General features: G+C 64.1%; 23 protein-coding genes. 15 read left to right on the forward strand and 8 right to left on the reverse strand.

The window, feature by feature from the left end; translation table 11 throughout:
- Window positions 1-9 precede the first annotated feature (9 nt).
- Entirely contained in the window at window positions 10-1,407 is a 1,398-nt protein-coding gene (gene lpdA, locus JQ592_RS27460; protein WP_211405898.1) for a dihydrolipoyl dehydrogenase, read from the forward strand.
- 33 nt (window positions 1,408-1,440) lie between these two features.
- Here the strand turns inward: lpdA and JQ592_RS27465 are convergent, their stop codons facing one another.
- A complete protein-coding gene (locus JQ592_RS27465) occupies window positions 1,441-2,217 on the reverse strand; it encodes a LamB/YcsF family protein (protein ID WP_211405899.1) in 777 nt (258 codons plus the stop codon).
- 133 nt (window positions 2,218-2,350) lie between these two features.
- On the opposite strand from JQ592_RS27465, the gene pxpB reads away from it, so the two are divergent.
- The gene (gene pxpB, locus JQ592_RS27470; protein ID WP_211405900.1) at window positions 2,351-3,106 is read left to right on the forward strand and encodes a 5-oxoprolinase subunit PxpB; all 756 of its coding nucleotides are present in this window, start codon (window positions 2,351-2,353) and stop codon (window positions 3,104-3,106) included.
- Window positions 3,107-3,114: 8 nt separating this feature from the next.
- Window positions 3,115-4,140 carry a biotin-dependent carboxyltransferase family protein gene (locus JQ592_RS27475; protein WP_211405901.1) on the forward strand — a complete coding sequence of 342 codons (1,026 nt, stop codon included), beginning with the start codon at window positions 3,115-3,117 and terminating at the stop codon, window positions 4,138-4,140.
- Between the two features lie 28 nt (window positions 4,141-4,168).
- On the opposite strand, the gene JQ592_RS27480 is transcribed toward JQ592_RS27475, so the two are convergent.
- Both JQ592_RS27480 and JQ592_RS27485 read right to left on the reverse strand, forming a co-directional pair.
- Complete coding sequence (locus tag JQ592_RS27480; protein ID WP_211405902.1) at window positions 4,169-5,245, reverse strand: flavodoxin family protein; 1,077 nt, start codon at window positions 5,243-5,245, stop codon at window positions 4,169-4,171.
- Window positions 5,246-5,330: 85 nt separating this feature from the next.
- Window positions 5,331-5,939 carry a cysteine hydrolase family protein gene (locus JQ592_RS27485; protein ID WP_211405903.1) on the reverse strand — a complete coding sequence of 203 codons (609 nt, stop codon included), beginning with the start codon at window positions 5,937-5,939 and terminating at the stop codon, window positions 5,331-5,333.
- Between the two features lie 314 nt (window positions 5,940-6,253).
- On the opposite strand from JQ592_RS27485, the gene JQ592_RS27490 reads away from it, so the two are divergent.
- Both JQ592_RS27490 and JQ592_RS27495 read left to right on the forward strand, forming a co-directional pair.
- A complete protein-coding gene (locus tag JQ592_RS27490; protein WP_211405904.1) occupies window positions 6,254-6,589 on the forward strand; it encodes a cupin domain-containing protein in 336 nt (111 codons plus the stop codon).
- A gap of 341 nt (window positions 6,590-6,930) precedes the next feature.
- Window positions 6,931-7,809 carry a hypothetical protein gene (locus tag JQ592_RS27495; protein WP_211405905.1) on the forward strand — a complete coding sequence of 293 codons (879 nt, stop codon included), beginning with the start codon at window positions 6,931-6,933 and terminating at the stop codon, window positions 7,807-7,809.
- Window positions 7,810-7,894: 85 nt separating this feature from the next.
- On the opposite strand, the gene JQ592_RS27500 is transcribed toward JQ592_RS27495, so the two are convergent.
- The 3 genes from JQ592_RS27500 to JQ592_RS27510 all read right to left on the reverse strand — a co-directional run bounded on the left by JQ592_RS27500 (window position 7,895) and on the right by JQ592_RS27510 (window position 9,704).
- Window positions 7,895-8,221: a hypothetical protein gene (locus JQ592_RS27500; RefSeq protein WP_211405906.1), complete on the reverse strand. Its 327-nt coding sequence runs from the start codon at window positions 8,219-8,221 to the stop codon at window positions 7,895-7,897.
- A 244-nt stretch (window positions 8,222-8,465) separates the two neighbouring features.
- Complete coding sequence (locus JQ592_RS27505; RefSeq protein WP_211405907.1) at window positions 8,466-8,654, reverse strand: hypothetical protein; 189 nt, start codon at window positions 8,652-8,654, stop codon at window positions 8,466-8,468.
- 147 nt (window positions 8,655-8,801) lie between these two features.
- Window positions 8,802-9,704 carry a GNAT family N-acetyltransferase gene (locus tag JQ592_RS27510; protein WP_211405908.1) on the reverse strand — a complete coding sequence of 301 codons (903 nt, stop codon included), beginning with the start codon at window positions 9,702-9,704 and terminating at the stop codon, window positions 8,802-8,804.
- A gap of 332 nt (window positions 9,705-10,036) precedes the next feature.
- Here JQ592_RS27510 and JQ592_RS27515 point away from each other — a divergent pair, with 332 nt between their 5' ends.
- The 4 genes from JQ592_RS27515 to JQ592_RS27530 are packed head-to-tail and all read left to right on the forward strand — an operon-like array spanning window position 10,037 to window position 14,374.
- On the forward strand, window positions 10,037-10,387 hold the full coding sequence (locus tag JQ592_RS27515; RefSeq protein WP_211405909.1) for a cupin domain-containing protein: 351 nt from the start codon (window positions 10,037-10,039) through the stop codon (window positions 10,385-10,387).
- Window positions 10,384-11,859 (forward strand): aldehyde dehydrogenase family protein, encoded by a 1,476-nt coding sequence (locus JQ592_RS27520; protein ID WP_211405910.1) that lies wholly within the window; start codon window positions 10,384-10,386, stop codon window positions 11,857-11,859. The genes JQ592_RS27515 and JQ592_RS27520 overlap by 4 nt, the downstream gene beginning before the upstream one ends.
- Window positions 11,856-12,899, forward strand: coding sequence for a tartrate dehydrogenase (locus tag JQ592_RS27525; RefSeq protein WP_211405911.1), 1,044 nt, complete (start codon window positions 11,856-11,858; stop codon window positions 12,897-12,899). The genes JQ592_RS27520 and JQ592_RS27525 overlap by 4 nt, the downstream gene beginning before the upstream one ends.
- A 17-nt stretch (window positions 12,900-12,916) precedes the next feature.
- Window positions 12,917-14,374, forward strand: a complete 1,458-nt coding sequence (locus JQ592_RS27530) for an NAD-dependent succinate-semialdehyde dehydrogenase (protein WP_211405912.1) — start codon at window positions 12,917-12,919, stop codon at window positions 14,372-14,374.
- A gap of 79 nt (window positions 14,375-14,453) precedes the next feature.
- On the opposite strand, the gene JQ592_RS27535 is transcribed toward JQ592_RS27530, so the two are convergent.
- Window positions 14,454-15,728: an NAD(P)/FAD-dependent oxidoreductase gene (locus JQ592_RS27535; RefSeq protein WP_211405913.1), complete on the reverse strand. Its 1,275-nt coding sequence runs from the start codon at window positions 15,726-15,728 to the stop codon at window positions 14,454-14,456.
- Between the two features lie 16 nt (window positions 15,729-15,744).
- Window positions 15,745-16,413 (reverse strand): haloacid dehalogenase type II, encoded by a 669-nt coding sequence (locus JQ592_RS27540; RefSeq protein WP_211405914.1) that lies wholly within the window; start codon window positions 16,411-16,413, stop codon window positions 15,745-15,747.
- 175 nt (window positions 16,414-16,588) lie between these two features.
- Here JQ592_RS27540 and JQ592_RS27545 point away from each other — a divergent pair, with 175 nt between their 5' ends.
- The 6 genes from JQ592_RS27545 (at window position 16,589) to JQ592_RS27570 (ending at window position 24,244) form a co-directional block, all read left to right on the forward strand.
- Complete coding sequence (locus JQ592_RS27545) at window positions 16,589-17,431, forward strand: GNAT family N-acetyltransferase (RefSeq protein WP_211405915.1); 843 nt, start codon at window positions 16,589-16,591, stop codon at window positions 17,429-17,431.
- A gap of 12 nt (window positions 17,432-17,443) precedes the next feature.
- Window positions 17,444-18,820 (forward strand): aspartate aminotransferase family protein, encoded by a 1,377-nt coding sequence (locus JQ592_RS27550; RefSeq protein ID WP_211405916.1) that lies wholly within the window; start codon window positions 17,444-17,446, stop codon window positions 18,818-18,820.
- Between the two features lie 274 nt (window positions 18,821-19,094).
- Window positions 19,095-20,699 carry an ABC transporter substrate-binding protein gene (locus tag JQ592_RS27555; RefSeq protein WP_211405917.1) on the forward strand — a complete coding sequence of 535 codons (1,605 nt, stop codon included), beginning with the start codon at window positions 19,095-19,097 and terminating at the stop codon, window positions 20,697-20,699.
- Between the two features lie 85 nt (window positions 20,700-20,784).
- Window positions 20,785-21,735, forward strand: coding sequence for an ABC transporter permease (locus JQ592_RS27560; RefSeq protein WP_211405918.1), 951 nt, complete (start codon window positions 20,785-20,787; stop codon window positions 21,733-21,735).
- On the forward strand, window positions 21,732-22,586 hold the full coding sequence (locus JQ592_RS27565) for an ABC transporter permease (protein ID WP_211405919.1): 855 nt from the start codon (window positions 21,732-21,734) through the stop codon (window positions 22,584-22,586). Before JQ592_RS27560 ends, JQ592_RS27565 begins: the two co-directional genes overlap by 4 nt.
- A complete protein-coding gene (locus JQ592_RS27570) occupies window positions 22,583-24,244 on the forward strand; it encodes an ABC transporter ATP-binding protein (protein ID WP_211405920.1) in 1,662 nt (553 codons plus the stop codon). Before JQ592_RS27565 ends, JQ592_RS27570 begins: the two co-directional genes overlap by 4 nt.
- The last annotated feature ends 1 nt before the right edge of the window (window position 24,245 follow it).

The raw sequence follows: 24,245 nt of genomic DNA on the forward strand, positions 1-24,245 counted from the left end.
GAAGAAGCAATGACCGAGATCACCTGTCAGCTTGTCGTTATCGGTGGCGGCCCCGGCGGCTATGTGTGCGCAATCCGCGCCGGCCAGCTCGGCCTCGACACCGTCCTCGTCGAACGCGGCAAGCTGGGCGGAAGCTGCCTGAACGTCGGCTGCATTCCCTCGAAGGCGATGATTCACGTTGCCGAGGAATTCGAGAAGCTGACCGAGGCGGCGAAAGGCAAGACGCCGTTCGGCCTGACGGCGGCAGAGCCCGCGCTGGAATTCAAGCAGGCGATCGCCTGGAAGGACGGCATCGTCCAACGGCTGAACAACGGCGTCGCCGCGCTGCTGCGCAAGGCCAAGGTCAAGATCGTTCAGGGCCATGCACGCTTCCGCGACGGCAAGACGATCGTCGTCGAGACCGAGACCGGCCCGAAGACGATCAAGGCCGAAACGGTTGTGATCGCGACCGGCTCGGCGGCCGTCGAGCTGCCGTCGCTGCCGTTCGGCGGCAGGGTCATCTCCTCAACCGGCGCCCTCTCGCTCGCGGAAGTGCCGAAATCCCTTGTCGTCGTCGGCGGCGGCTATATCGGGCTCGAGCTTGGGACCGCCTTCGCCAAGCTGGGGAGCAAGGTGTCCGTAGTGGAGGCGCAGGACAACGTCCTGCCGCTCTACGATGCCGAACTGACGGCTCCGATCACGAGGCGCCTGAGCGCGCTTGGCGTCGAGGTGCTGACCGGCGCCCGGGCCCTTGGCCCGACCGCCCAGGGCGACGGACTGCGCATCGAGACGGCCGACGGCCGCGAGCGGAGCCTCTCGGCTGACAAGATTCTCGTCACGGTCGGGCGCGCACCGGTCACCGCCGCATTGGGGCTGGAGCAGCTCGTCCTCGACATGGACGGCCGCTTCATCCGGATCGGCCAGCATTGCGAGACCTCGATGCGCGGCATCTATGCGATCGGCGATGTCACGGGAGAGCCGATGCTGGCCCATCGCGCCATGACGCAGGGCGAGATGGTGGCGGAAATCGCCGCCGGCCTGCCGCGCGCGTGGGACAAGCAGTGCATCCCGGCGATCTGCTTCACCGACCCCGAGATCGTCTCCGCCGGCTTGTCGCCGGAAGAGGCTCGCCAGGCCGGCATCAACACCAAGGTTGGGCAGTTTCCCTTTGCAGCCAATGGCCGCGCGATGACGCGCCATGGCGAACCCGGCCTTGTGCGCGTCGTCGCCAGGGCCGACAATCAACGCGTCCTCGGTATCCAGGCCGTTGGACAGGGCGTCTCGGAGCTTTCTGCCGCGTTTGGCCTGGCGATCGAGATGGGCGCGGTCTTGCAGGACATCGCCGGCACGATCCACGCGCATCCCACGCTGGGCGAAGCAATCCAGGAAGCGGCCTTTAGGGCACTCGGCCACGCGATCCACGTCTAGGCCCCCCGAGGCGGAGGCCAGACGAAGGGCGGCTCAGGCGCCGATGACCTTGGCCATTGGCGCCAGCGTGACGCCTGCTGCGGCAAGGCGCGCCTTCAGGCGCTGCGCCATCGCGACTGCGCCAGGCGTATCACCGTGGACACAGACGCTGTCGATGCGGGTCGGTAATTGCGCTCCCGACAGGCACGTGATCGCGCGGTCCTCGATCATGCGAATGACCCGTTCGGACGCGACCTCCGCATCGTGAATGACAGCCCCGGCGAGGCGGCGCGACACCAGATTGCCATTGTCGGCATAGGCGCGATCGGCATAGATCTCGCGCACCAGCGGCAGGCCGAATTTCTCCCCGGCCCGCTCCGTCTCCTGGCCGGGCATCACCACGAAGATCAGGTTGCGGTCGATGGTGCGGATCGCACGCGCCACGGCTTCGGCGAGGTCGCGATCCTCCGCGGCGATGTTACCGAGCGCGCCGTGGGTCTTGACGTGGCGGACGGGGTGACCGGCGTCGGACGCCAGCGCCATCAGCGCGCCCACCTGGTAGAGCACGATCTTCTCGATGTCGGCGGGGCGCTCGCCCTGGATCGGCCTGCGGCCAAAACCCCAGAGATCGAGAAAGCCGGGATGCGCACCGGCCTGCACACCATTGGCCTTCGCCTCGCTCAGGGTGCGATGCATGACGAGCGGATCGCCGGCATGAAAGCCGCAGGCGATGTTGGCGGAGGTGACGGTCCGCAGCATCTCTGCATCATCGCCGAGGCTATAGACGCCGAAACCTTCACCCATGTCGCAGTTCATATCGATCAGAGTCATCGTCGTCCTCATTTGGCGTGCAGGTTCGATATACCCATGATACGCGGTGTGCGTCACGAAAAATTCGGCGCGCCGCTTGCATGGGGCGTTGTCGCAGAGCATGGCTACGTCCAACGATCTCACCAGGGCCTCAATGAGCATGGCCAATGATGCACTCTACGCGGTGCCGCGATTCCGCCGATCCGGCGACGCTGCGCTGACGGTCGAAGTCGGCGACGGCATCGACGCCGATGTCAACGCGCGCGTCGTCGATCTCGACCGTGCGCTGGCCGAGCGTGCGCTGCCTGGCATCGTCGAGATCGTGCCGACCTACCGCACGCTGCTGGTTTGCTTCGATCCGGTCATGCTGTCACGGCGCGACATCGAGGCAGAGATCATGGCGCTGTGGCCGCCGGTCGCCCCGATAGGACAGGTCCGCCGCCGCTGGACCGTTCCCGTCGCCTATGGCGGCGACAACGGGATGGACCTCGACTGGCTCGCACGGCGACTCGACACGACCACGGACGAGATCGTAGCGCGGCACAGCGCAGCCGAATACCGTGTCTACATGATCGGCTTCATGCCGGGATTTGCCTATCTCGGCGGGCTCGATCCCGCGCTTCATGTCGACCGGCGCCCGGAGCCGAGGCTCGTGACGCCCCCGTGCAGCGTCTCCGTCGGAGGGCAGCAGGCCGCGGTCGCGCCGCCGCTCGCCTCGCCCAGCGGCTGGCACATGCTTGGGCGCACGCCGGTACGCTCCTATGACCCGCGACGCACACACGAGCCCTTCCTGTTTCGCGCCGGCGATCTGCTGCGGTTTCATCCCATCGCTGCTGCCGAATTTGCCGCGCTGGAGCGCGCGGCCGAAACAGGTGCGATCATCGCCGAGAGAGAAGAGTTGACGGTCTGAGCTGCGCAATGTCTGTTGATCTCGAAATCATCGAGCCCGGTCTTTCAACGACGCTCCAGGATCTTGGCCGCCGCGGCTTCCAGCGCTTTGGCATCTCGGCGTCGGGCGTGATGGATCCGATTGCGCTCGCAACCGCCAACGCCTTGGTTGGCAACAAGCTCGAGACGGCTGCCCTCGAAATCACCCTCGCAGGACCCACGCTCACCTGCACCAGTGCCGAGATCCGTTTCGCGCTTGCAGGCGCAGACTTCGCTGTCGCCATCGACGGCCGGCCGGTTTCGTCGCACGAAACGCACGATCTGAAGGCAGGCCAGCGCCTCTCGATCGGAACCGCGCGGGATGGCACACGCGCCGTCCTCGCCGTCTCCGGCGGTTTTCAGAGCGCACCGATTCTCGGCAGCGTCTCCACGCATTCGCGCAGCCAGCTCGGCGGGCTCGACGGTGGCCCCTTGCGTGCCGGCGATCGATTGCCGCTGGCAGCTCCTGGACTGCCCGCGCGGCCACATCTGATGGTATCCCCGGCGCACCGCCGCCGCGCGCAGGGCGCGGTTCGCGTCCTCCTCGGCCCGCAGGACGATGCCTTCAGCGCCGAGGGGATCGCGACTTTCTTCGCCTCCGACTACACCGTCACGGCCCTGTCCGATCGCATGGGATGCCGGCTCGAAGGGCCGCGCGTCCAGCATGCGGGCGCGGTGGGCATCGTCTCAGACGGCACGGTGTTCGGCAGCATCCAGATTCCGGGAAATGGTCAGCCGATCATCCTGCTCGCCGATCGCCAGACCACCGGAGGATATCCAAAGATCGCAACCGTGATCTCGGCGGACCTGCCGCGGCTTGCTCAGCTCCGCCCCGGCGAACGTGTCCGCTTTCAGGCGGTCGAGGAAGACGTCGCCGTGCAGCTCGCCCGCGACATGCGCGAGCGGATCAGGCGCATCGACGCATCCCTGGTCGAGATCCAGCGCACCGCCGCGCCCACGAGCGATCATTTGCTGGCGTGCAATCTCATCGGCGGCGTGATTTCCGCGTTTGACTGAACAGAGGTCGGCGCCGAGCGCCTTCGCGTCACTTCGGGTTTGGTTCCGCCAGGCCTGCGCCCGGCTCGTCCAGCCGCCCCTCCCTTGCCAGCCGGACCGCATTTCCCAGCGCGCGGGCCGTATTCAGTACCTCTTGCTGAAATTCGCGGTCTTCGTCCAGCTCCTGATGTGACGTGGCATATGTCTCCATATAGCCGACGTAGCCGTCGAGTTCGCCGAAGCGACCCGCCGAGATCAGGTGCATGTCCGTCAGCCAGTCAGACAGGGTTCGGCGCACCCCCTCGGCGCCGACGCTGTCGCCATGAACCACGAGGCCAAAATGGCGGCCGGCGAGATGACGCGGATAGGGCCAGCCTTTCAGCTCGATCGCCTTGGCCTCATCCGCCTTCTTGCCATGCGTCGACGTCGGATCGGGATTTCCCCCATCGGCGCACACGAGCCGGTCCATCATCGCCTTGAGCCCGGCCGGGACATGGTACCAGTTCACGGGCGTCACGATGAGAACGCCGTGGGCGGCGACCCAGAGCGGATAGATCTCGTTCATCCAGTCGCTGGCCTGGCCCAGCGCGTAGTTCGGATAGCAGCTGCACGGCCAGTGGCAGAGCGGCATGGCGGTGGACACGCAGGCTTTGCAGGGATGGATGTTCTTGCCGAACTCAGAGGTCAGGCGGGAGAGATCAAGGATATCTACCGCAAAGCCCATCTCGATGAAGACCGGCTCGGCCATCTTGACCATGCGCCAGGTCTTGGACATCTCGCCAGGACAGGTGTGCTCGCTGCGCGCCGACCCGTTGATGATGAGGACGCGGGGAGGCGCACTGGCATCATCATGCCACCGTTGCGCCTCGAGGACCGCAGACCGGGCATTCAGCCAGTCAACCGCGAGATCGTAATCCGGATCGGAAAAGCCCGCCCCTGCCTTTCGGGTCACCGGCGCCTTGCGCGAATGACTGTAGGCATCCCAGGCCGCTCCGATCACAGCATCCAGCTCATGCTGCAGGGGCGCAAACGAGGGATCGACAAACTGGTCCCTGTAGCAGCGCTCAAACGCCTCGCGCGACAGCTTGACGGGCGGCATTCCCTTGCGAATGTCCGGTTGGGTCATGCCGTCTCCTCCGGGTATCGGTGCGATCCGATCAACCGGAGAATGCTGCGTGCGGTTCCTAAGGCAGGTGGCCGAAGCTGCATTGCTATTCGCGCCAGAATTCCGCGAGCTCCTCGGCGGTCACCAGATCGACCTGACCATGGAAGCGCGTGCGATACATCGTCATGAGCGCGTCATGGCCGACGTCGGATGAGCTGCACAGAGCGTCCTCCACGATCACCACCCTGAAGCCGAGATCGACCGCGCTCAAGACCGTCGACAGGACGCAAACGTCGGTTTCGGCGCCTGTGATGACCACCGTCCCGACTCCTTTTTCGATCAACGAGGTCGCCAGCGCCGGATTGCTGAACGCCGAATAGGCCGGCTTGTCGATGACACGAGCCGGCGGAACGTGACGCGCCAAGGCCGGTACCAAGTCCAGCGCTGATGCTGAAAGATGGTTGCGCGTAGCCTGCTCCCAACGCCGGAAATAGCTGCGCCATTGCCCGGGACGGTCCTCGGGGTGTTGCGGCGTGATGAAGCGCGAAAACACGGTTCGAGCCTCAAAGCGCGATACGATCGTGACGATCGTTGGCAGGACTCGCTCCATCCACGGAGTCTCCCAGAGACCACCGGGAGCAAAGATGTTCTGCATGTCGATGCAGAGATGAACGGCGTCGCGAATCTCCGCGACCTCCGACTTGCTATCCCTCATTATCTGTCACCGTCCGCCTGCATGACCCGTACGCACGAGCCCGGCCGATCCGCTTGCAGCGCCCACGCCAGACGCGCGATGCGGCGTCGCGGACTAATGTCCGGCCACTGCAGGCCCCTGCCCAAGAAACCTGAAACAAGAATGCTGGTTCCAAGACGTTCGGAACCTTGCGCCTCGTCAAATCCACATAGAGCGAAAGCCCATGAATGGCTCTCGATCCGGCATCGGCGACCGCGCGTCCATGCCCGCTCCGCCCGCGAGGAACAAGCAGGAGCCGGACTTCTTAACCGAACAGAACGACGTCGGAGGTCAGCATGGGCGACACCACGATCAAGAAAGTTTCGGCTAGCCACTCCCCAGTCGGGGAGATGGGACAAACGTACCTCGTGTCCGGAAAGCACGTTTCAATGCGCTTGTGGCAGAACGAGGCGCCGCAACAGGGCGCCACGACGCAGCGAGAGTACGAGACCGTTGGCTATGTCATTGCGGGGCAAGCCGAGCTCACGCTTGAAGGGCAAACTATCAATCTGAAGTCCGGCGATTCCTGGCTTGTTCCAGCGCAGGCAAAGCACGCCTACCGGATTCAGAAGACCTTTACCGCGATCGAGGCGACAGCACCGCCGGCGCAGGTGCACGGGCGCGACGATTGAACGGCGGCGCCGAGCGGCGCGAAGATGAACCGGCAAAGTGTCATTGCGTGACGCTCCTCGCGCCAATCGTATGGCCTTGGATATAGCCGGCAGTGTCGCCTCCTCTCCTGAAAGGTACGTAACGCTGACCGCCCCATGAAACGACTGTATCCGCCACGAGGGATGACGTCGTGTGGACGGCCTTCCTGGATTACCCACCGGCCTGATTAGGAACCCCCGCGACGACACCGAATTGGTACCGCACAATTCGGAGGATTTCGCATGGATGGGATCATTTATCTCGTTGGGTTGATCGTAATCATCATGTTCATCCTGTCTCTGTTCGGCTTGCGGTGACCACGATGGAAACGCTGGTTGGAGCCGGACAAGCGACGGTGCGCGAGCAAGACCGAGTACCGCCGTGGAGTTTGCAATGGACGCCGGTCGTCGCCGGCGCCTTGGCAGCATCAGCGCTCTCCCTGATCCTGATCGCGTTTGCGACCGCTCTCGGGCTTGGCGTCGCCTCGTCGGCTCCGACTTGGCGAGACACGTCGTTTGCGCTCTGGCTGCTCTCGGGCGTCTACCTGATCTTTCAAGCTCTCATCAGCTTCGGCTGTGGCGGCTATTTTGCCGGACGCATCCGGGCGCCCTATGTTTCCGCCAACGAGGACGTCGCAACGCGTGACGGGATGCATGGCGTTGCCTCGTGGGCGCTTGCCGTCGTGATCGGCGCCGTCCTGACCGCCTTGGTTGCATGGGCGGCCAGCAAGCCGTCCTCGACGATGCAAGTGTCTTCGGTTTCCGAACCATCGGTTCTCAGTTTCGAGCTCGATCGCCTGTTCCGTGCGCCGCGTCGGCCGCCGAACGTCGATCTGAGCGCCGAACGAGCCGAAGCCGCACGCATCCTGATGACGTCGTCCAGCCACAGCGGCGTTGCGACCGACGATCGCGCCTACCTCGTCCAGCAGGTCACCGCGCTGACCGGCCTGACCGGGCCGGATTCGGAGAAGCGGGTCGATGCGACGATTGCGAACGCCAAGCAAGCCATTTCGAGGGCGCGCGCGGCGAGCATCATCCTGGCTTTTTCGGCAGCCGCTGCATTGCTGTTTGGAGCCGTTGCCGCCTGGGCCGGCGCCGCGGCAGGCGGACGCCACAGGGATGGCGAACCACTTTCCGCCTGGATGACGCATTCGAACCGCTGGTCAAGCCGCCCGGCAAAGACGCCGCAGTCCATGCCTTAGAGCGAATTGAAGGACGATCACAAAAAAGGGCGCTCCGGTAACGGGGCGCCCTCGTTCATCAGAACCCAACGACAGGCGACCGCGATCAGCAGCCCTCGTCGTCGGCAGCGGTTGACTTGCTGGCGTCGGCCGCAGTGGACTTGGTCGATTGCTCGGCAGCCGTCGGCTGGCTTTGCATCTGACGCTGGGCATCCTGCGACGAGGTCGCGGTACTCTCGGTCGCCTTGTTCATGGCCGAGGTCGGCGGATGCTCCTTCGCACTCGATGAAGCAACTCCCGTCGTTTCACCGGCTTTCCCTGTTGTCACCGGTCCGGAGCCGGCATCTCGGCTGGCCGTATTGCAGGGGCCGCCGAGCGCGATGGTCGAACTGAGCGCGAGCAGAGCGCCGACCAACATTGACTTTTGAAACATGACAATCTCCTTCCTCGCTTTCACCGGCTAGTGCTTGGCGGAGCCGGGTTCCGCCATCTTGCTATGCTGCTCAACGTCGTGCCGCACTCCACGTTCCAGCCGCGGACGCGCGCCGCTGTCGCTCATCCGGCTTTGCACCTCTTGCCCTGAGTCGCTTCGCTGATTTGACGGATTCGGCCTCCATCGGCTCCATGATCAGCATTCGCAAAACGCCTTGATCAGCGAGACGCTGTTCGTCCCCCGTTCAAACAGGTTTGGCTGGATGTGCCGTGCGCGGATGGCGATCGTGCAACAGTCGCGCAAGCGCTTCACGCTCCGAGGCATGCCCCTTCATCGCCGTCTCGAACAGCGCTTCCTGGACGTCGCGCGGCATATCACCCCAGACGGCCATGGCGGCCTGGCCCAGCAGATAAGCGAAGCGTTCGTCGGCCATGTCGACCCTCCCTCTCGTGCTTGAGGATAGGAACTGCAGGCGCCAGCCCGCGTTCCGTTTCCTCATGACCAATTTGAACGGGCAGAAATAGCCGCTGCATGTTCGATCGGCCGATATCCGGCGGCCAGGACGAGACTTCGACAATTCTTAGCCAAGCGCCTGGCTGGCAAGCGCGTAGGTTACAGGCGTCTGTCCGGAGCGATCATTGGGATCACGAAACTCTCCTCCCAGCGACATCGTCGTGACGGTGTCGAAAAAGACAAGGCCACACCGGGCCAGGAAGGAGGAGAACTCACCATCGGCCAGATGCGTGTCGACCCTCAGAAACTGTCCTTCATGAGCGGCGACATGCGGGGCAACCACCTGGATCGCATCCTCGTCGCTTGACGCGACGACAGGCCCCACGACGTGCCCTCGCCCAAACGGGCGGCACAATGCGAACGCTTCGAGACGACCTTGCCGATAAAGGCCGACCCCGGCGGATTGTCCGAGGAGCGCCGCAAGCAAATCGAGGCGCGCGGCGCCAAACGCCTGCGCATCCAGTTGAGCGATCGCCGGCAGGTCCTTCCGAGCCAGCTTCCGCAGTTCGCCCCCTTCGGAGGGACTGGGCACTTCGCCGGATCGCTGCACCTCGGCTTGCCGCTGGAATACCGTTCGTTCGCGACGAAAGCCGAGCGACAGATAGAGCTTGCGCGCTGCACGCGTGGCATTGAGGCGGAGATTGCGTCCCTTGGCGGCGGACAGAATGCGCTTCATGAGCCACTGGGCTGTGCCAAGCGCCTGAAGACGGGGTGAGGTGATGACCATGCCGACAGTGGCAAAATCCGTCCCATGGGGAAACCACATGGCCGATCCCAGCACCCGCCCGATTTCATCATGAACGACGATGCCGTGGCCGGTGTCACGCAGAAACTGCCAGTCCTCCGGGCGGTGCGGCCAACCGACGCCGATCGAGAGGGTGTAAAGTTGATCGAGTTCGACCGTGTCGATATCAACCGCACGCGCATCGAATGCGTCGATCGTCAGCGAACGCGTCGTGCGGGATTTCATGTCTTTCCCTGATCGGCCTGGCATTGGTCGCAGCAGCGCCTTCTCGGTTCGCTCCAGAGCCGGCGCTCAGCATAAACCGCGCTTCGCCGCAGATTACGTTTCAGAACAGCCATCTGGCGAAACAATCCACCAAATCGCGATTGCATTCGGCACCGGATGGAACGCCGCTCCGATAGCATAGTGCAATCGGGTGAATTCGCCATCCCTGCCTGTGAAAATCCCCGCCGAACGGTGCCGCTCGCGCGGTCATCGACAACATCAAGCGATATGAAGAGGCTTCGACCTCGTCGGGCTCTTGGATCGGACTTGTGATTACTTGAGAGGAGCCCAACTTGCTGCTGAAACGGATTGATCCCAACCCGAATTTCGCACCGAAGGAATCCGGCCCGATCCCGGAGCGGCTCATTGCCGGCGCGCCGCACTTCAAGACCTGGGCGCAGGACGAGGCCAAGGGTGAGCTGGTGCATACCGGCGTATGGGAAGCAACGCCGGGCGAGACGCGCTCGATCAAGGGCGAGACCTTCGAATTCTGTCACATCCTCGCCGGCAGGATCGAGATCACGCCGGATGGCGGCGAGCCGATCACATTCAAGGCCGGCGACAGCTTCGTCATGAAGCCCGGCTTTACCGGCGTTTGGAAGACCATCGAGACCGTCCGCAAGATCTACGTCACGGTGTCATGAGCCTGAGCTTCGATCCCGACCGGATACAGCTGCCGATCGGCCATTTCATCGGCGATCGGCTGCTGGAGTCTCCCGGTCTGCTCCCGCTGCACCGGCCTTCGGACGGCGCGTTCTACGCCGAGTGTCCGGTCGCCTCGGCGGAGACTGTGGACGAGGCCGTCCAAACCGCCCGGAAGGCGTTGAAGACCAGCAATTGGGGCGGTGTGCGCCCGCGCGAACGAGCCAGCGTCCTCACGCGCTGGGCCGACCTCATTGAGCACGAAGCCCAGATGCTCGCCAAGGTCGAGGCGATTTCGTCCACCCGTCCGGTCGGTCAACTCGTCGCGGGAGACATCGCGATCACTGCGGAGCAGATCCGCTTCTTCGCCGAATTCGCCGACAAGGAGGGCAGTGTCCTGGTGCCCACCGACGACGAGCACCTCGGCATGATCATGACCGAGCCGTACGGGATTGTGGGCGCGATCACGCCCTGGAATTTTCCCGTGAACATGGCGGGATGGAAACTCGGGCCGGCCCTCGCCGCGGGAAATGCGGTCGTGCTGAAGCCGTCCGAGATGACGCCGTTCTCGTCCATCCTGCTCGCCCAATTGGCGGTGAAGGCGGGCATGCCTCCGGGGCTCATCAACATCGTGCTCGGCGACGGGCCGACGACCGGCGCAGCCATCACCGGACATCCCGACATCGGCAAGGTGAGCTTCACTGGATCGACCCGCGCGGGCGCTGCCATCATGGCCAATATCGCGCGGACGGGCATCAAACCCATGACCCTCGAACTCGGCGGCAAGAGCCCGCAGCTCGTCTTCGCCGATGCCGATCTCGATCAGGCCGCCGCCGCGATTGCGGGCAGCATCCTCGCAAATGCAGGCCAGGCTTGTGTCGCCGGATCGCGGCTCATCGCCCACAGTTTTGCGGCCGAACCGCTTGTCGAAGCCATCATCGCCCGCATGCAAGCCGTCCAGGCCGGCCCCACCTGGGAGGCCGCGACGACCTATTCCCCGATCATCTCCGAGAAGCAACGATCGCGGATCGACGCGATCGTGCAGGCAGCCCGCGCAAAGGGCGCCGAATGCCGCACCGGCGGCGGACCGATGGAGGGCAAGGGCTTTTTCTACACGCCGACCCTGCTTGCGAAGGTCGAGCGGTCCTCTCCCGCCATTGCCGAAGAGATCTTCGGGCCGGTGCTGACGCTCCAGACATTTGTCACCGAGGAAGAAGCCCTCGCGCTCGCCGACCATCCGACCTACGGCCTTGCCGCCGGACTTTTCACCCGCGACGTCTCGCGCGTCATGCGGATCACGCGTGCGCTCCCGGCAGGCACCGTCTGGGTGAACCGCTACGGCCGATCGCGCGATCACATCCTGCCGACGGGCGGCTACAAGCACTCCGGCATTGGCAAGGATCTCGGGCGCGAAGCCTATCACGCCAACCGCCGCTCCAAGAGCGTACTCGTCCACGTCGAGAGGCATTCATGAAAACTTATGCGATCGCACGCATCCCCGGCGACGGCATCGGCAGCGACGTCACGGACGCCGCGTGGACGGTGCTCGAAGCCGCCGCCAGGCATTCGAGCTTTGCACTGAGCGGAACGACGTTTCCGTGGTCCTGTGCGTTCTATAAGGACACCGGCACGATGATGCCTGCCGACGGCATCAAGACGCTCGCGACATTCGACGCAATTCTGCTCGGCGCGGTCGGCTGGCCGGCGGAGGTGCCCGATGCCGTGTCCCTGCACGGCCTGCTGCTCCCGATCCGGAAAGGGTTCACGCAATATGCCAATGTCCGGCCACACCGCCTGCTCCCTGGTGTCAACGGCCCGCTGAAGACCACCGAGTTCGACATTCTCTGCATCCGCGAGAACACCGAAGGCGAATATTCGGGCGCCGGCGGGCGTGTGCATCAGGGCACCCCCGCGGAGATCGCGGTCGAGACCTCGGTGTTCACGCGCGCCGGCGTCGAGCGGATCCTGCGGTTCGGCTTCGAACAGGCGCGCAAGCGGCGCAAGAAGCTTGCCTCGGTCACCAAGTCGAATGCGCAGAAATACTCGATGGTCTTCTGGGACGAGGTGACGCGACTGGTTGCTGCCGACTATCCGGACGTCGAATGCACGAGCTACCATGTGGACGCGCTCGCCGCGCGCATGGTCATGGCGCCGGAGAGCCTCGACGTCGTCGTCGCTTCCAACCTGTTCGGCGATATCCTGACCGATCTCGGCGCAGCCATTCAGGGCGGTCTCGGCTTCGCCGCCTCCGCCAACATCAATCCGGAGCGCAATGCTCCTTCGATGTTCGAACCCGTTCACGGCTCGGCGCCCGACATCGCCCATCTCGGCACGGCTAATCCGATCGCAGCCATCTGGTCGGGGGCCATGATGCTCGAGCATCTTGGCGAGGCCAAAGCCGCAGCCCGCGTCATGGCCGCACTGGAGGCCACGACGTCCAGCGGCATCGGTACGGTTCCTGGCAAGGAGCGCACGGAGGCTATCACGACAGCCGTACTTTCCCGTCTCTCCTGATCGAAAAGGCGCAACAGATGCAGAACCTGAGTGACAAGCAGCTCTTCCGCCAGCAGGGCCTGATTGGCGGCCAATGGCAAGCGGCGCTTTCGGGCGCGACGATCGACGTGATCGACCCGGCGACGCAAACCGTTCTCGGGACCGTGCCGGACATGGGACGGGACGACACACGCGCCGCCATTACTGCTGCCGCGAAGGCCTACACCGCCTGGCACGCGAAAACCAATGCCGAGCGCGCCGTGCTTCTGGAAGCCTGGCATGGCCTCATGATCGCGCATCTCGACGATCTCGCGCGCATCCTGACGCTTGAACAGGGCAAGCCGTTGGAGGAGGCCAAGGGCGAGATTCGTTACGGCGCCTCCTTCGTCAAATGGTTCGCCGAGGAAGCCCGGCGGATCGCCGGCACCACAATCCCCTCGCCCACACCGGACCGGCGCATCGTCGTGCTCAAGGAACCGGTCGGGGTGTGCGCGATCATCACGCCCTGGAATTTCCCGAACGCGATGATCACACGCAAGGTGGCTCCGGCGCTCGCGGCGGGATGCACCGTCGTGATCAAGCCATCGGACTTCACGCCCTATTCGGCGCTGGCTCTCGGCGTGCTGGCCGAGCGCGCCGGCATTCCCGCCGGCGTCATCAACATCGTCACCGGCCTACCGAGCGAGATCGGCGCCGAGATCATGGCCAACGAGACGGTGCGCAAGATTTCGTTCACCGGCTCGACCCGCGTCGGCTCGCTGCTCATGCGCGGTGCCGCGGATAGCGTCAAGCGCGTGAGCCTCGAGCTCGGCGGCAATGCGCCCTTCATCGTCTTCGACGACGCCGATCTCGACCTCGCGGTCGAGGGTGCAATCATGTCGAAGTTCCGCAATGGCGGCCAGACCTGCGTCTGCGCCAACAGAATCCTCGTGCAGTCGGGCGTCTATGACGCTTTCGCGGCCAAACTCATCGCCCGCGTCAAGTCCATGAAGGTGGGATCGGGCCTCGAACCGGGCGTGGCGATCGGGCCGATGATCAACGAAGCGGCGATCAGCAAGATCAACCGCCATATCGCCGACGCACTGTCAAAGGGCGCGCGTATCGCCGCGCAACCGGCGTACCTGCCCAAGGGTCCGCAATTCACCGCGCCGATCGTCCTGACCGGGGCGACCACCGACATGGTGCTGGCGCATGAGGAGACATTTGGTCCCGTGGCGCCCCTCTTCCGCTTCGAGACTGACGAGGAGGCGATCGCGATCGCCAATGCGACGCCCTTCGGCCTTGCCGCCTATTTCTATACCCGGGACCTGAAGCGGTCCTGGCGCGTTGCGGAGGCGCTCGAAGCCGGTATGGTCGGCCTCAATACGGGCATGGTGTCGACCGAGGTGGCGCCATTCGGGGGTGTCAAGCAATCCGGCCTGGGGCGCGAAGGAGCGCAGATCGGAATCGAGGAATATCTCGAGACCAAGGCCTTCCACATTGGTGGACTGGGCTAGGCTGCTGCAATGGAGAGGGCGCAGATCCGCGCCCTCTCGCGCATTTTGGACAACAGTTCGGCGACGGGCTCTTCCGACGCTACTGAACGCGATCGAGCGTCTTGTAGTACAGTCCCACCAGCGGCAGGAACCACGGCTTGCCGAAGTGACCGGGCACCGCGGGCCAGTCGAGTCCCTTCATCGGATTTCGATCCTCGCGTCCGAGCATCGCATCGGCGATGATCATGCCGAGATGGGTCGACAGTTGCGCGCCGTGGCCAGCATAGCCCATCGCATACCACAGCCCGTCCTGATAGCCGGCGCGCGGGAAGCGGTCGCTGGTCATGTCGACGAGTCCACCCCAGCAATAGTCGATCTCGATGCCGGCGAGCTGCGGGAAGATTCGCGTGAGACCATCGACGAGAATGGCGCCGCTCTTTGCGTCGGAACGCTGGTCCGATGTCGCCGAGAAACGCGCGCGTCCGCCGAAGATCAGGCGGTTGTCGGGTGCCAGGCGGAAATAGTTGCCGACATTCATCGACGTGACGCAAGTGCGATTGCCGGGCATGGTGGCCGCGATTTCAGCCGCGTCCAGCGGACGGGTCGCTATGATGAAGCTGCCGACGGCGACGAGGCGTCGCCGGAAGTAACCGAAATTGGGCGTGGTATAGGCGCCCGTCGCCAGCAGCACCTGATCGGCGGTGACGCTGCCGCGCGGCGTCGTCAGGCGATGGCGCGATCCTTCGCGCGCCTGCGCGGTGACTGGTGCCTGCTCGAAGACGGTCGCGCCGCGGCGCTTGGCGGCCTCCGCCAGTCCGACGCCATAGCGTCCCATATGCATCATCGCGCTCTTCCTCGAGAGCATCGCGCCAAAGAAGGGTGAGCCGATCTCTGCGCCGAGATCCCGGGCGGACAGCAATGCGGTGTCCGGATCAACCTCGCGATGGACCGCTTCGAAATTGCGCGCGATGGCGTCGAGATGCTTCGGCTTGGAGGCGAGCTTCAGCTTGCCGGCGCGGCGAAAATCGCAAGCGATGCCCTCCTCCGCGATCAGCGCCTCGAGCGTGTCGATCGAGGAATCGAGCGCGCGGTAGAGCGCGACGGCTCGCTCCTTGCCCAATTCCGCCTTGGCAGCGAGATAGCTGTGGGCGAGTCCATTGTTGAGATGCCCGCCGTTCCGCCCCGATGCGCCGCCAATCACCCGGTCGGCCTCGAGCACGACAACCTTCGTTCCCGCCTTGGCAAGCTGACGTGCAGCTCCGAGGCCGGTGAAGCCGCCACCGATCACCGCGACGTCATAATGCCCTTCGACCGGACCTTCGGCGCCGCCGGAAAAGCGCGGCGCGGTATCGTGCCAGTAGGAGACGTATTTCACCGCAGATCCCGCCGGCTCAGAGTCCGAACACGCCCGGCAGGCCGCCGATGTCCTTGATCTCGACATAACCGTAATAGGGGTTCGCAGGCTCGTGCCCCCGATTGACCCAGACCTTGTTCTTGATGCCGAGGTCGTGCGCGGTCATCAGGTCGTAGCGGAAGGACGAGGAGCAGTGCACGACGTCCTCAGGCCCGCAACCCAGCGTATCGAACATGAATTCGAAGCCTTTCATGCGAGGCTTGTAGGATCGGGCCTGTTCGGCCGTGAGCGCAGCGTGAAACGGCGCCCCGAGCTTGGCAACGTTGGACGGCAGCTGCGCATTCATGGCGTTGGAGAGGATGACGAGTGGAATCTCCTTGGCGACCTTGGCGAGGCCGGCCGGAACGTCGGGATGCGGTCCCCAGCTCGGCACGCGATCATAGACCATCTGCGCATGCTCGGACTTGAAGGCGACGCCGTTGCGCTTGCACGCACGCTCCAGCGCATTGTGGATCACGTCGGCATAGGGCTTCCAGTCGCCGAGAATCTCGTCGAGCCGATACGCCGCGAAATCCCGCACGAGCGCAGCCATTTGCGGTTCAGGAAGATGCGCGCGATAGAGATCCTGCGCCGCTTCCGCCATCTGAAAATTCGTCAGCGTGCCGTAGCAGTCGAAGGTTACGTATTTCGGGCGAAACTGGCTCATCATCCTATCCTGGTGCGCTCGCTCAATGTCAGGGCTGCAACAATAGAACGTCAACGCGGCATAAGATGCGGCTTTTTCGCCGGCTGCGGTGGAAGATATCGTTCGCGCCGGGCCCTTCAGACGATCTGCACATCGCCGAGATACGAAACTCGGTCCCGGACAGGAACACGAGTCAATGACCCAGAGCACCATATCGCTCACGGCGTTTCGCCCCGATCATCTCGAGGGCGCGTTGCGTCTTTCGCGTCAAGCCGGATGGCCGCACCGCCTCGAGGACTGGCAATTGGCGCTCGATCTCAGTGCTGGGTTCGTCGCCCTGGATACGAATGCTTTGACCGTTGTCGGAACGATCCTGATGACGCCCTACAAGCGGGACATCGCGACCATCAACATGGTCATCGTCGATGAAACCGCCCGCGGCCGCGGACTGGGACGCCGGCTCATGGAAGCAATCATCGAGCAGGCGGGATTGCGCGCGCTGAGGCTGGTCGCGACCGGCGAGGGTCTGCCGCTCTATCAAAAGCTGGGCTTTTGCCGGACCGGAACGATCATCCAGCACCAGGGAATGGTCTTGCCCGTCGACGCGCCCGCCAATGTCCGGCCGGCCGAGTCGCACGACATCTTCGGGATCCTCGAGCTCGACAGAGCCGCATTCGGCGCGGACCGCAGATGCCTGCTGCGGACGCTCGCAGAGATCGGCCAACTGGCCGTGCTCGATCGTGGCCACGGGATCGCCGGATTTGCGGCGTCGCGCAGCTTCGGCAGAGGTGAAGTGATCGGACCTGTGGTTGCAGCGAATGTCGACGACGGAAAAGCTCTGCTCAGCTTTTTCATGGCCCGAAGCGAGGGGCGTTTCATTCGCGTGGATACTGCCGAAGCCTCTCAATTGAGCGCCTGGCTCGCGGAGTGCGGGCTGGTCCAGGTGGGCGACGGTATCGCCATGCAGCGCCCCGTCGCGGTGCAGTCCAGCCCCTCCCCATTCACGACATTCGCCCTCGCCAGCCAGGCTTTTGGATAGACGGAGACTTTGATGCTGAGCAATTCGCTGATCGAGCTCGACCGGGCTCACCTCATCCACCCGGTCGCATCCTACCGGGGTCACGAAGCGGCCGGCGTCAAGGTGCTGAAGTCGGCCAGAGGAGCGACCGTGACGGATGCCTCCGGACATCAGCTGATCGACGGTTTCGCCGGCCTCTGGTGCGTCAATGCCGGCTACGGGCACGAGAGCATCGTTGCGACAGCTGCCAGGCAGATGCGGGAGCTTCCCTACGCGACGGGCTATTTCAGCCTTGGCTCGGAGCCCGCGATCCGCCTCGCAGCCGAATTGGCGCAGCGCGCGCCCGGCGACCTCAACCACGTCTATTTTACGCTCGGCGGTTCGGACGCCGTCGACAGCACGGTCCGCTTCATCCGCTACTATTGGCATGCGCGGCGCGAGCCACAGCGTGAGCATTTCATCTCTATCGAACAGGGCTATCACGGATCCTCGACCGTCGGTGCCGGGCTGACGGCCCTGCCCGCCTTCCATGCCGGATTCGGCGTGCCGCTGAGCTGGCAGCACAGGATCCCCTCGCACTATGTCTATCGCAATCCGGCCGGCGAGGACGACGCCGCCATCATCGCAGCCTCGCTCACCGCGCTCGACGCGAAGATCGAGGAGATCGGCGGCGCAGAACGCGTCGCCGCGTTCTATGCCGAACCGATCCAGGGCTCGGGCGGCGTGCTCGTACCGCCGAAGGGCTGGATGAAGGCCATGCGCGCGCGGTGCAAGGCGCATGGCATCCTTTTCGTCGCGGACGAGGTCATCACCGGGTTCGGCAGAACAGGCCCGCTGTTCGCATGCAGCGAGGACGACATCATCCCCGACCTCATGACGGTCGCAAAGGGATTGACGTCGGGATACGTCCCGATGGGCGCGGTCCTCATGTCGGATCACGTCTACGACACGATCGCCGATGCGGCGGGCGCGAGCGCCGTCGGCCACGGCTACACCTATTCCGCGCATCCGGTCAGCGCCGCGGTCGCCCTGGAAGTGTTGCGCCTCTACGAAAACGGCCTGCTCGAGAACGGCAGGAAGGCGGGTGCCCGCCTGATGGCTGGCCTTCGATCGCTCAGGGATCATCCCCTTGTTGGAGACGTGCGCGGCCGCGGCATGCTGGCCGCCGTCGAACTCGTCACCGACAAGCAACGCAAGACGCCGCTTCCTGCCACGGCCCAGCCGGCGAAACGCATCTTCGACCGGGCCTGGAAGAACGGCCTCGTCATCCGGGCCTTCCCCACCGGCGTGCTGGGTTACGCCCCGCCGCTCTGCTGCTCCGAGTCGGAGATCGACGCCATCATCGAGCGCACGGCGAGGACGCTCGACGATACGCTGGCTGATGCCGAAGTTCGCGCCGCACTGCGATAATAATAGGCATGCACAACGAGCCGGCTGGAAGCAGGTCCGAAACACTGGAAACAGAGACATCTTCGCAATTTTGTGCCGCCGCTCGCGGTTTTTTCGGCCGAAGCCGCGGAACTATCCTGCGAGACTTTGATCGCAGGAAAGAAGTGCAGTTCTGAGTGGAGAGGCGGCACCGTCGTTACGACGGACCGCGCCGGCATCCACCACAACGGCGCGGCAGAACAATCTGCCGCTCACCGCAACACGAGCCGTAGCCTTAGCCAGCGAGGGGATTGACATGAGCGACACGACGAACTGGTCCTGTTCAGACGATGCCATGATCGAGAACGCCATTCGGCGCGGCGCTTCGCGCCGCGATCTTCTGAAGCTGATGCTCGCCAATGGCGTGGCCATGGCCGCAGCCGGCACGATCTTCGGCCGCGCGTCGGAAGCGGTGGCGGCGACACCTGTGAAAGGCGGCGCCCTGAAAGCCGCGGCATGGTCCTCGTCGACCGCCGACACGCTGGATCCGGCCAAGGCTTCGCTCTCGACCGACTATGTTCGCTGCTGCTCCTTCTACAATCGCCTGACATTTCTCGACCAGACCGGCGTGCCCCAGATGGAGCTCGCCGAATCGATCGAGAGCGGCGATGCCAAGACCTGGACGATCAAGCTCAAGAAAGGCGTCAGCTTCCACAACGGCAAGGAGCTGGGCGCCGACGACGTCATCTTCTCGCTGAAGCGCCATCTGGACAAGGCAACCGGATCGAAGGTCGCTGCGATCGCGTCCCAGATGACCGACTTCAAGGCCGTCGACAAGACGACCGTCGAGGTGACGCTGGCGAGCCCCAACGCAGACCTGCCGACGATCCTGTCCATGCATCACTTCATGATCGTGGCCGACGGCACCACCGACTTCTCCTCGGGCAACGGCACCGGCGCCTTCAAGTGCAAGCAGTTCACCCCCGGCGAGCGCTCGATCGGCGTACGGAATCCGAACTACTTCAAAGGAGGGCCGAACGTCGATTCATTCGAGTTCTTCGCCATCCCGGATGAAAACGCGAGGATCAATGCCCTGCTGTCCGGGGACATTCATCTCGCCGCCTCGATCAATCCACGATCGGTGCGCCTCCTCGACGGCAAGGACGGCTTCGCGCTGTCCACGACAACGTCGGGCACCTACACCGACCTGAACATCCGCATGGACATGGCGCCCGGCAACGTCAGCGATTTCGTGGAAGGCATGAAATACGTGGTCAACCGCGAGCAGATCGTCAAATCGGCCCTGCGCGGCTTCGGTGTCGTCGGCAACGACCAGCCTGTGTCGCCCGCCAATGTCTACCACAACGCGGCCCTCAAGCCGAAAACGTTCGACCCTGATAAGGCCAAGTTCCATTTCCAGAAGGCCGGCGTGCTCGGCCAGACCATCGAGGTCATCACCTCCGAGGCGCCCGGTTCGGCGATCGACATGGCCATGATCATCCAGGCCAGCGCCGCCCAGATCGGCATGAAGCTCGATATGAAGCGCGTGCCCTCCGACGGCTACTGGAGCAATTACTGGCTGAAGGCGCCGATCCATTTCGGCAACATCAATCCGCGTCCGACGCCCGACATCCTGTTCTCCCTGCTCTACAAGTCGGATGCGCCGTGGAACGAGAGCCGCTTCGTCTCGGAAAAATTCGACAAGATGCTGCTCGAAGCCCGCGGCTCGCTCGATCAGGCCAAGCGTCGCGAGATGTACAATGAGATGCAGGTCCTGGTGTCGGAGCAAGCCGGCACCATCATTCCGGCCTACATCTCCAACGTGGACGCCATCACCGCCAAGCTGAAGGGACTGCAGCCCAACCCGCTCGGCGGCATGATGGGCTACGCCTTCGCCGAATATGTCTGGCTGACCGCCTGACCGGCACAAGGCGAGGTCGCAGCTCGGGATCCTGCATCGGGACCCGAGCTGACCAAAATGAGCGGCGTGGCGTGGGAGGACGAATGTGAGAGGACAAGTTTCGTCGCTCGTGGCGAGGCGGCTTATCATCGCCTTGATCACACTCGTGATCGTTTCCTTCGCCGTGTTTTTTGCCACCACGCTCCTGCCGGGCGATACGGCCACGATTCTGCTCGGGCAGTCCGCGACACCTGAAGCCGTCGAGGGCCTCCGCAAGGCAATGCATCTCGACGATCCCGCGATCATCCGCTTCCTGAGATGGATCGCCGGCCTCGTCCAGGGCGATTTCGGCAAGTCTTACGCAAACAATGTCCCGGTCGCCACTCTGATCAGCGGACGCTTCGTCAACACGATGAAACTTGCAGGATTGACCGCTGTGATTGCCGTGCCGCTCGCGCTGACGCTCGGCATCACCGCTGCGATGTGGCGCGGCACGCTGTACGACCGCATCGTGACCGTCGGGACCATTGGCATCATCTCGGTGCCGGAGTTCATGATTGCAACGCTGGCGGTGCTGCTCTTCGCGGTCTACCTCAAATGGCTGCCGGCGCTTTCCCTCACCAACGAGGTCAAGTCGCTCCATGACCTGGTGCGGATCTACGCGATGCCCGTCATGACGCTCACATTCGGCGTTTCGGCGCAAATGATCCGCATGACACGCGCCGCCGTCGTCGAAACATTGAATACGCCCTATGTCGAGATGGCGCTGCTCAAGGGCGCTTCGCGCCCCCGGCTCGTGCTGCGGCATGCACTGCCGAATGCACTCGGCCCCATCATCAATGCGGTCGCGCTCTCGCTGTCATACCTGCTCGGCGGTGTGATCATCGTGGAGACCATCTTCAATTATCCCGGGGTCGCAAAGCTGATGGTCGACGCCGTTTCGACCCGTGACCTGCCGCTGATCCAGACCTGCGCGATGATCTTCTGCCTCGGTTATCTGGCACTGATCACGGCCGCCGACATCATCGCCGTCCTGTCCAATCCGAGGCTCCGATGACGAATCCGACCTCGTCAGGCCGGCTCAGCATGCGATTGGGCTATCGCTTCAACCTCGTGGGCATGTCTGCCCTTGGCATCATCCTCCTCTGGGCCGGCATCGCCCTGTTCGCTCCGCAGATCATCCCGCATTCCGTCGGCGAGATCGTCGATACCGATTATTTTGGCCCCGTGAGCCGGGACCTGTGGTTCGGCTCCGACTATCTCGGCAGGGATATCTTCTCGCGCATCCTGATGGGCGCGCGTTACACGCTCGGCATCTCGCTTGCCGCAGTCTCCATTGCCTGCTTCAGCGGCGTCGCGCTCGGTATGACTGCGGCAGTCGCCGGAGGGTGGTTCGACAGCATGCTGAGCCGCTTTCTCGATGCGCTCAACTCTATACCCAGCAAGCTGTTCGGTCTCGTCGTGGTCGCCGCGGTCGGCTCGTCGATCCCGGCACTCATTGCGACGCTCTCGGTGATCTACACGCCCGGCGCTTATCGCTTCGCTCGTGCGCTCGCCGTCAACGTCAATACGATGGACTTCATGGTGGTCGCCCGCATCCGGGGCGAACGCCTGCCCTATCTCATCGCCTCCGAGATTCTTCCAAACATTCTCGGGCCCGTACTCGCCGATCTCGGCCTGCGCTTCGTCTTCATCGTGCTGCTGCTCTCCGGCCTGTCCTTCCTCGGGCTCGGCGTGCAACCGCCCTACGCGGACTGGGGCGCACTGGTTCGCGAGAACATCGGCGGGCTGCCCTTTGGCGCGCCGGCCGTGATCTTCCCGTCGCTCGCGATCGCAAGTCTCACCATCAGCGTCAACCTTCTGATCGATAACCTGCCGAGCAGGATCCGCGACCGGAGCGCCGAATGACGGGAAACCTCGTCGAGATCCGCAATCTCAGGGTTGAGGCAACGACCGACGCCGGCCGGCGGGTCGAGATCATCAAGGGCGTCAGCCTCGACATTGCCGAAGGCGAAATCGTCGCCCTCATCGGCGAGAGCGGCTCGGGCAAGACCACGATTGCCATGACGCTCATGGGCTACGCCCGGCAGGGCTGCGCGATCACCGGCGGCGAGGTGCGGGTGGGCGGCGTCGACATGGTGAAGCTTTCGGAAGCGGAACGCGCCGGAATCCGCGGGACCAGCGTCGCCTATGTGCCGCAGAGCGCTGCGGCCGCGTTCAACCCTGCGCTCACCATCATGGATCAGGTCATCGAGGTGGCGCGGATCCACAGGCTCATGTCGGCCGCCGAGGCGCAGGCGAAAGCCCTCTTGCTCTTCAAAGCCCTGTCGCTGCCGGAACCAGGAGCGATCGGCAACCGCTACCCGCACCAGGTCTCCGGCGGTCAGTTGCAGCGCCTCGCCGCCGCGATGGCCCTGATCGGCCAGCCGAAGGTGGTCATCTTCGACGAGCCCACCACGGCGCTCGATGTCACGACGCAGGTGGAGGTGCTGCGGGCGTTCAAGTCCGTCACGGCGCAGCACAACATCGCCGGCGTCTACGTCTCGCACGATCTGGCCGTGGTCGCCCAGATCGCCGACAGGATCGTCGTGCTCAAGGACGGTACGGTCCAGGAGATGGGGACGACCAACGATATTCTCGAGGAGGCCCAACACCCCTACACCAGGGAGCTGCTGGCCGCGTTCAGGCCAAAGACTCAGCAGCGGCAGCCTGACGACGAGGGCGTGATAAAGCGCCCGTTGCTTGAGGTCGACAATCTCACAGTCGGCTACGGACCTCGCTCGCGCGATGGACAGCCGCTGATCAAGGCCGTGCAGGCGGTCAGTCTCAAGCTCGATCAAGGGCGGAATCTCGGCATCATCGGCGAGTCCGGCTGCGGCAAGTCGACGCTTGCCCGGGCGATTGCCGGAATCCTGCCGGCCCATGCCGGCGATATCGTCTTCAACGGGCGCGAACTGGGAAAAGCCGGCCGCAACCGCACCCGCAACGAGCTCCGCCAGATCCAGATCGTGTTCCAGCACGCGGATACCGCGCTCAACCCGGCGAAGTCGGTGGAAGACATCCTGAGGCGTCCCCTCGCCTTCTACCACGGCATGAGAGGCAAGACCCGCGATGCGCGCGTCAGCGAGCTGCTCGATCTGGTCCGCCTCCCCAAATCCGTGCGGCATCGATTGCCGGGAGAACTCTCAGGCGGCCAAAAGCAGCGGGTGAATTTTGCCCGGGCGCTCGCCGCCGAGCCGACGCTCATCCTGTGCGACGAGATCACGTCGGCCCTTGATACGGTCGTGGCGGCCGCTGTGGTCGAGCTGCTGAAGGAGCTGCAACGCGAGCTCGGCATCTCCTACATCTTCATCAGCCATGACCTGTCGGTGGTCGAGGCGATCTGCGACGAAATCATCGTGATGTATCGCGGTCAGAAGGTCGAACAGATCGCGTCGACCCGCCTGGCAGCACCGGAGCACCCTTATACGCGGCTGCTGTTCTCTTCGGTGCCCAAGCTCGATACCGGCTGGCTCGACAATCTGGAACAGGATGCCGAACAGGTGCGGGCCTATTGCCATCCGTAGG

This window comes from Bradyrhizobium iriomotense, assembly GCF_018129405.1.
In the GTDB taxonomy this organism is placed as follows: Bacteria; Pseudomonadota; Alphaproteobacteria; order Rhizobiales; family Xanthobacteraceae; genus Bradyrhizobium; species Bradyrhizobium iriomotense_B.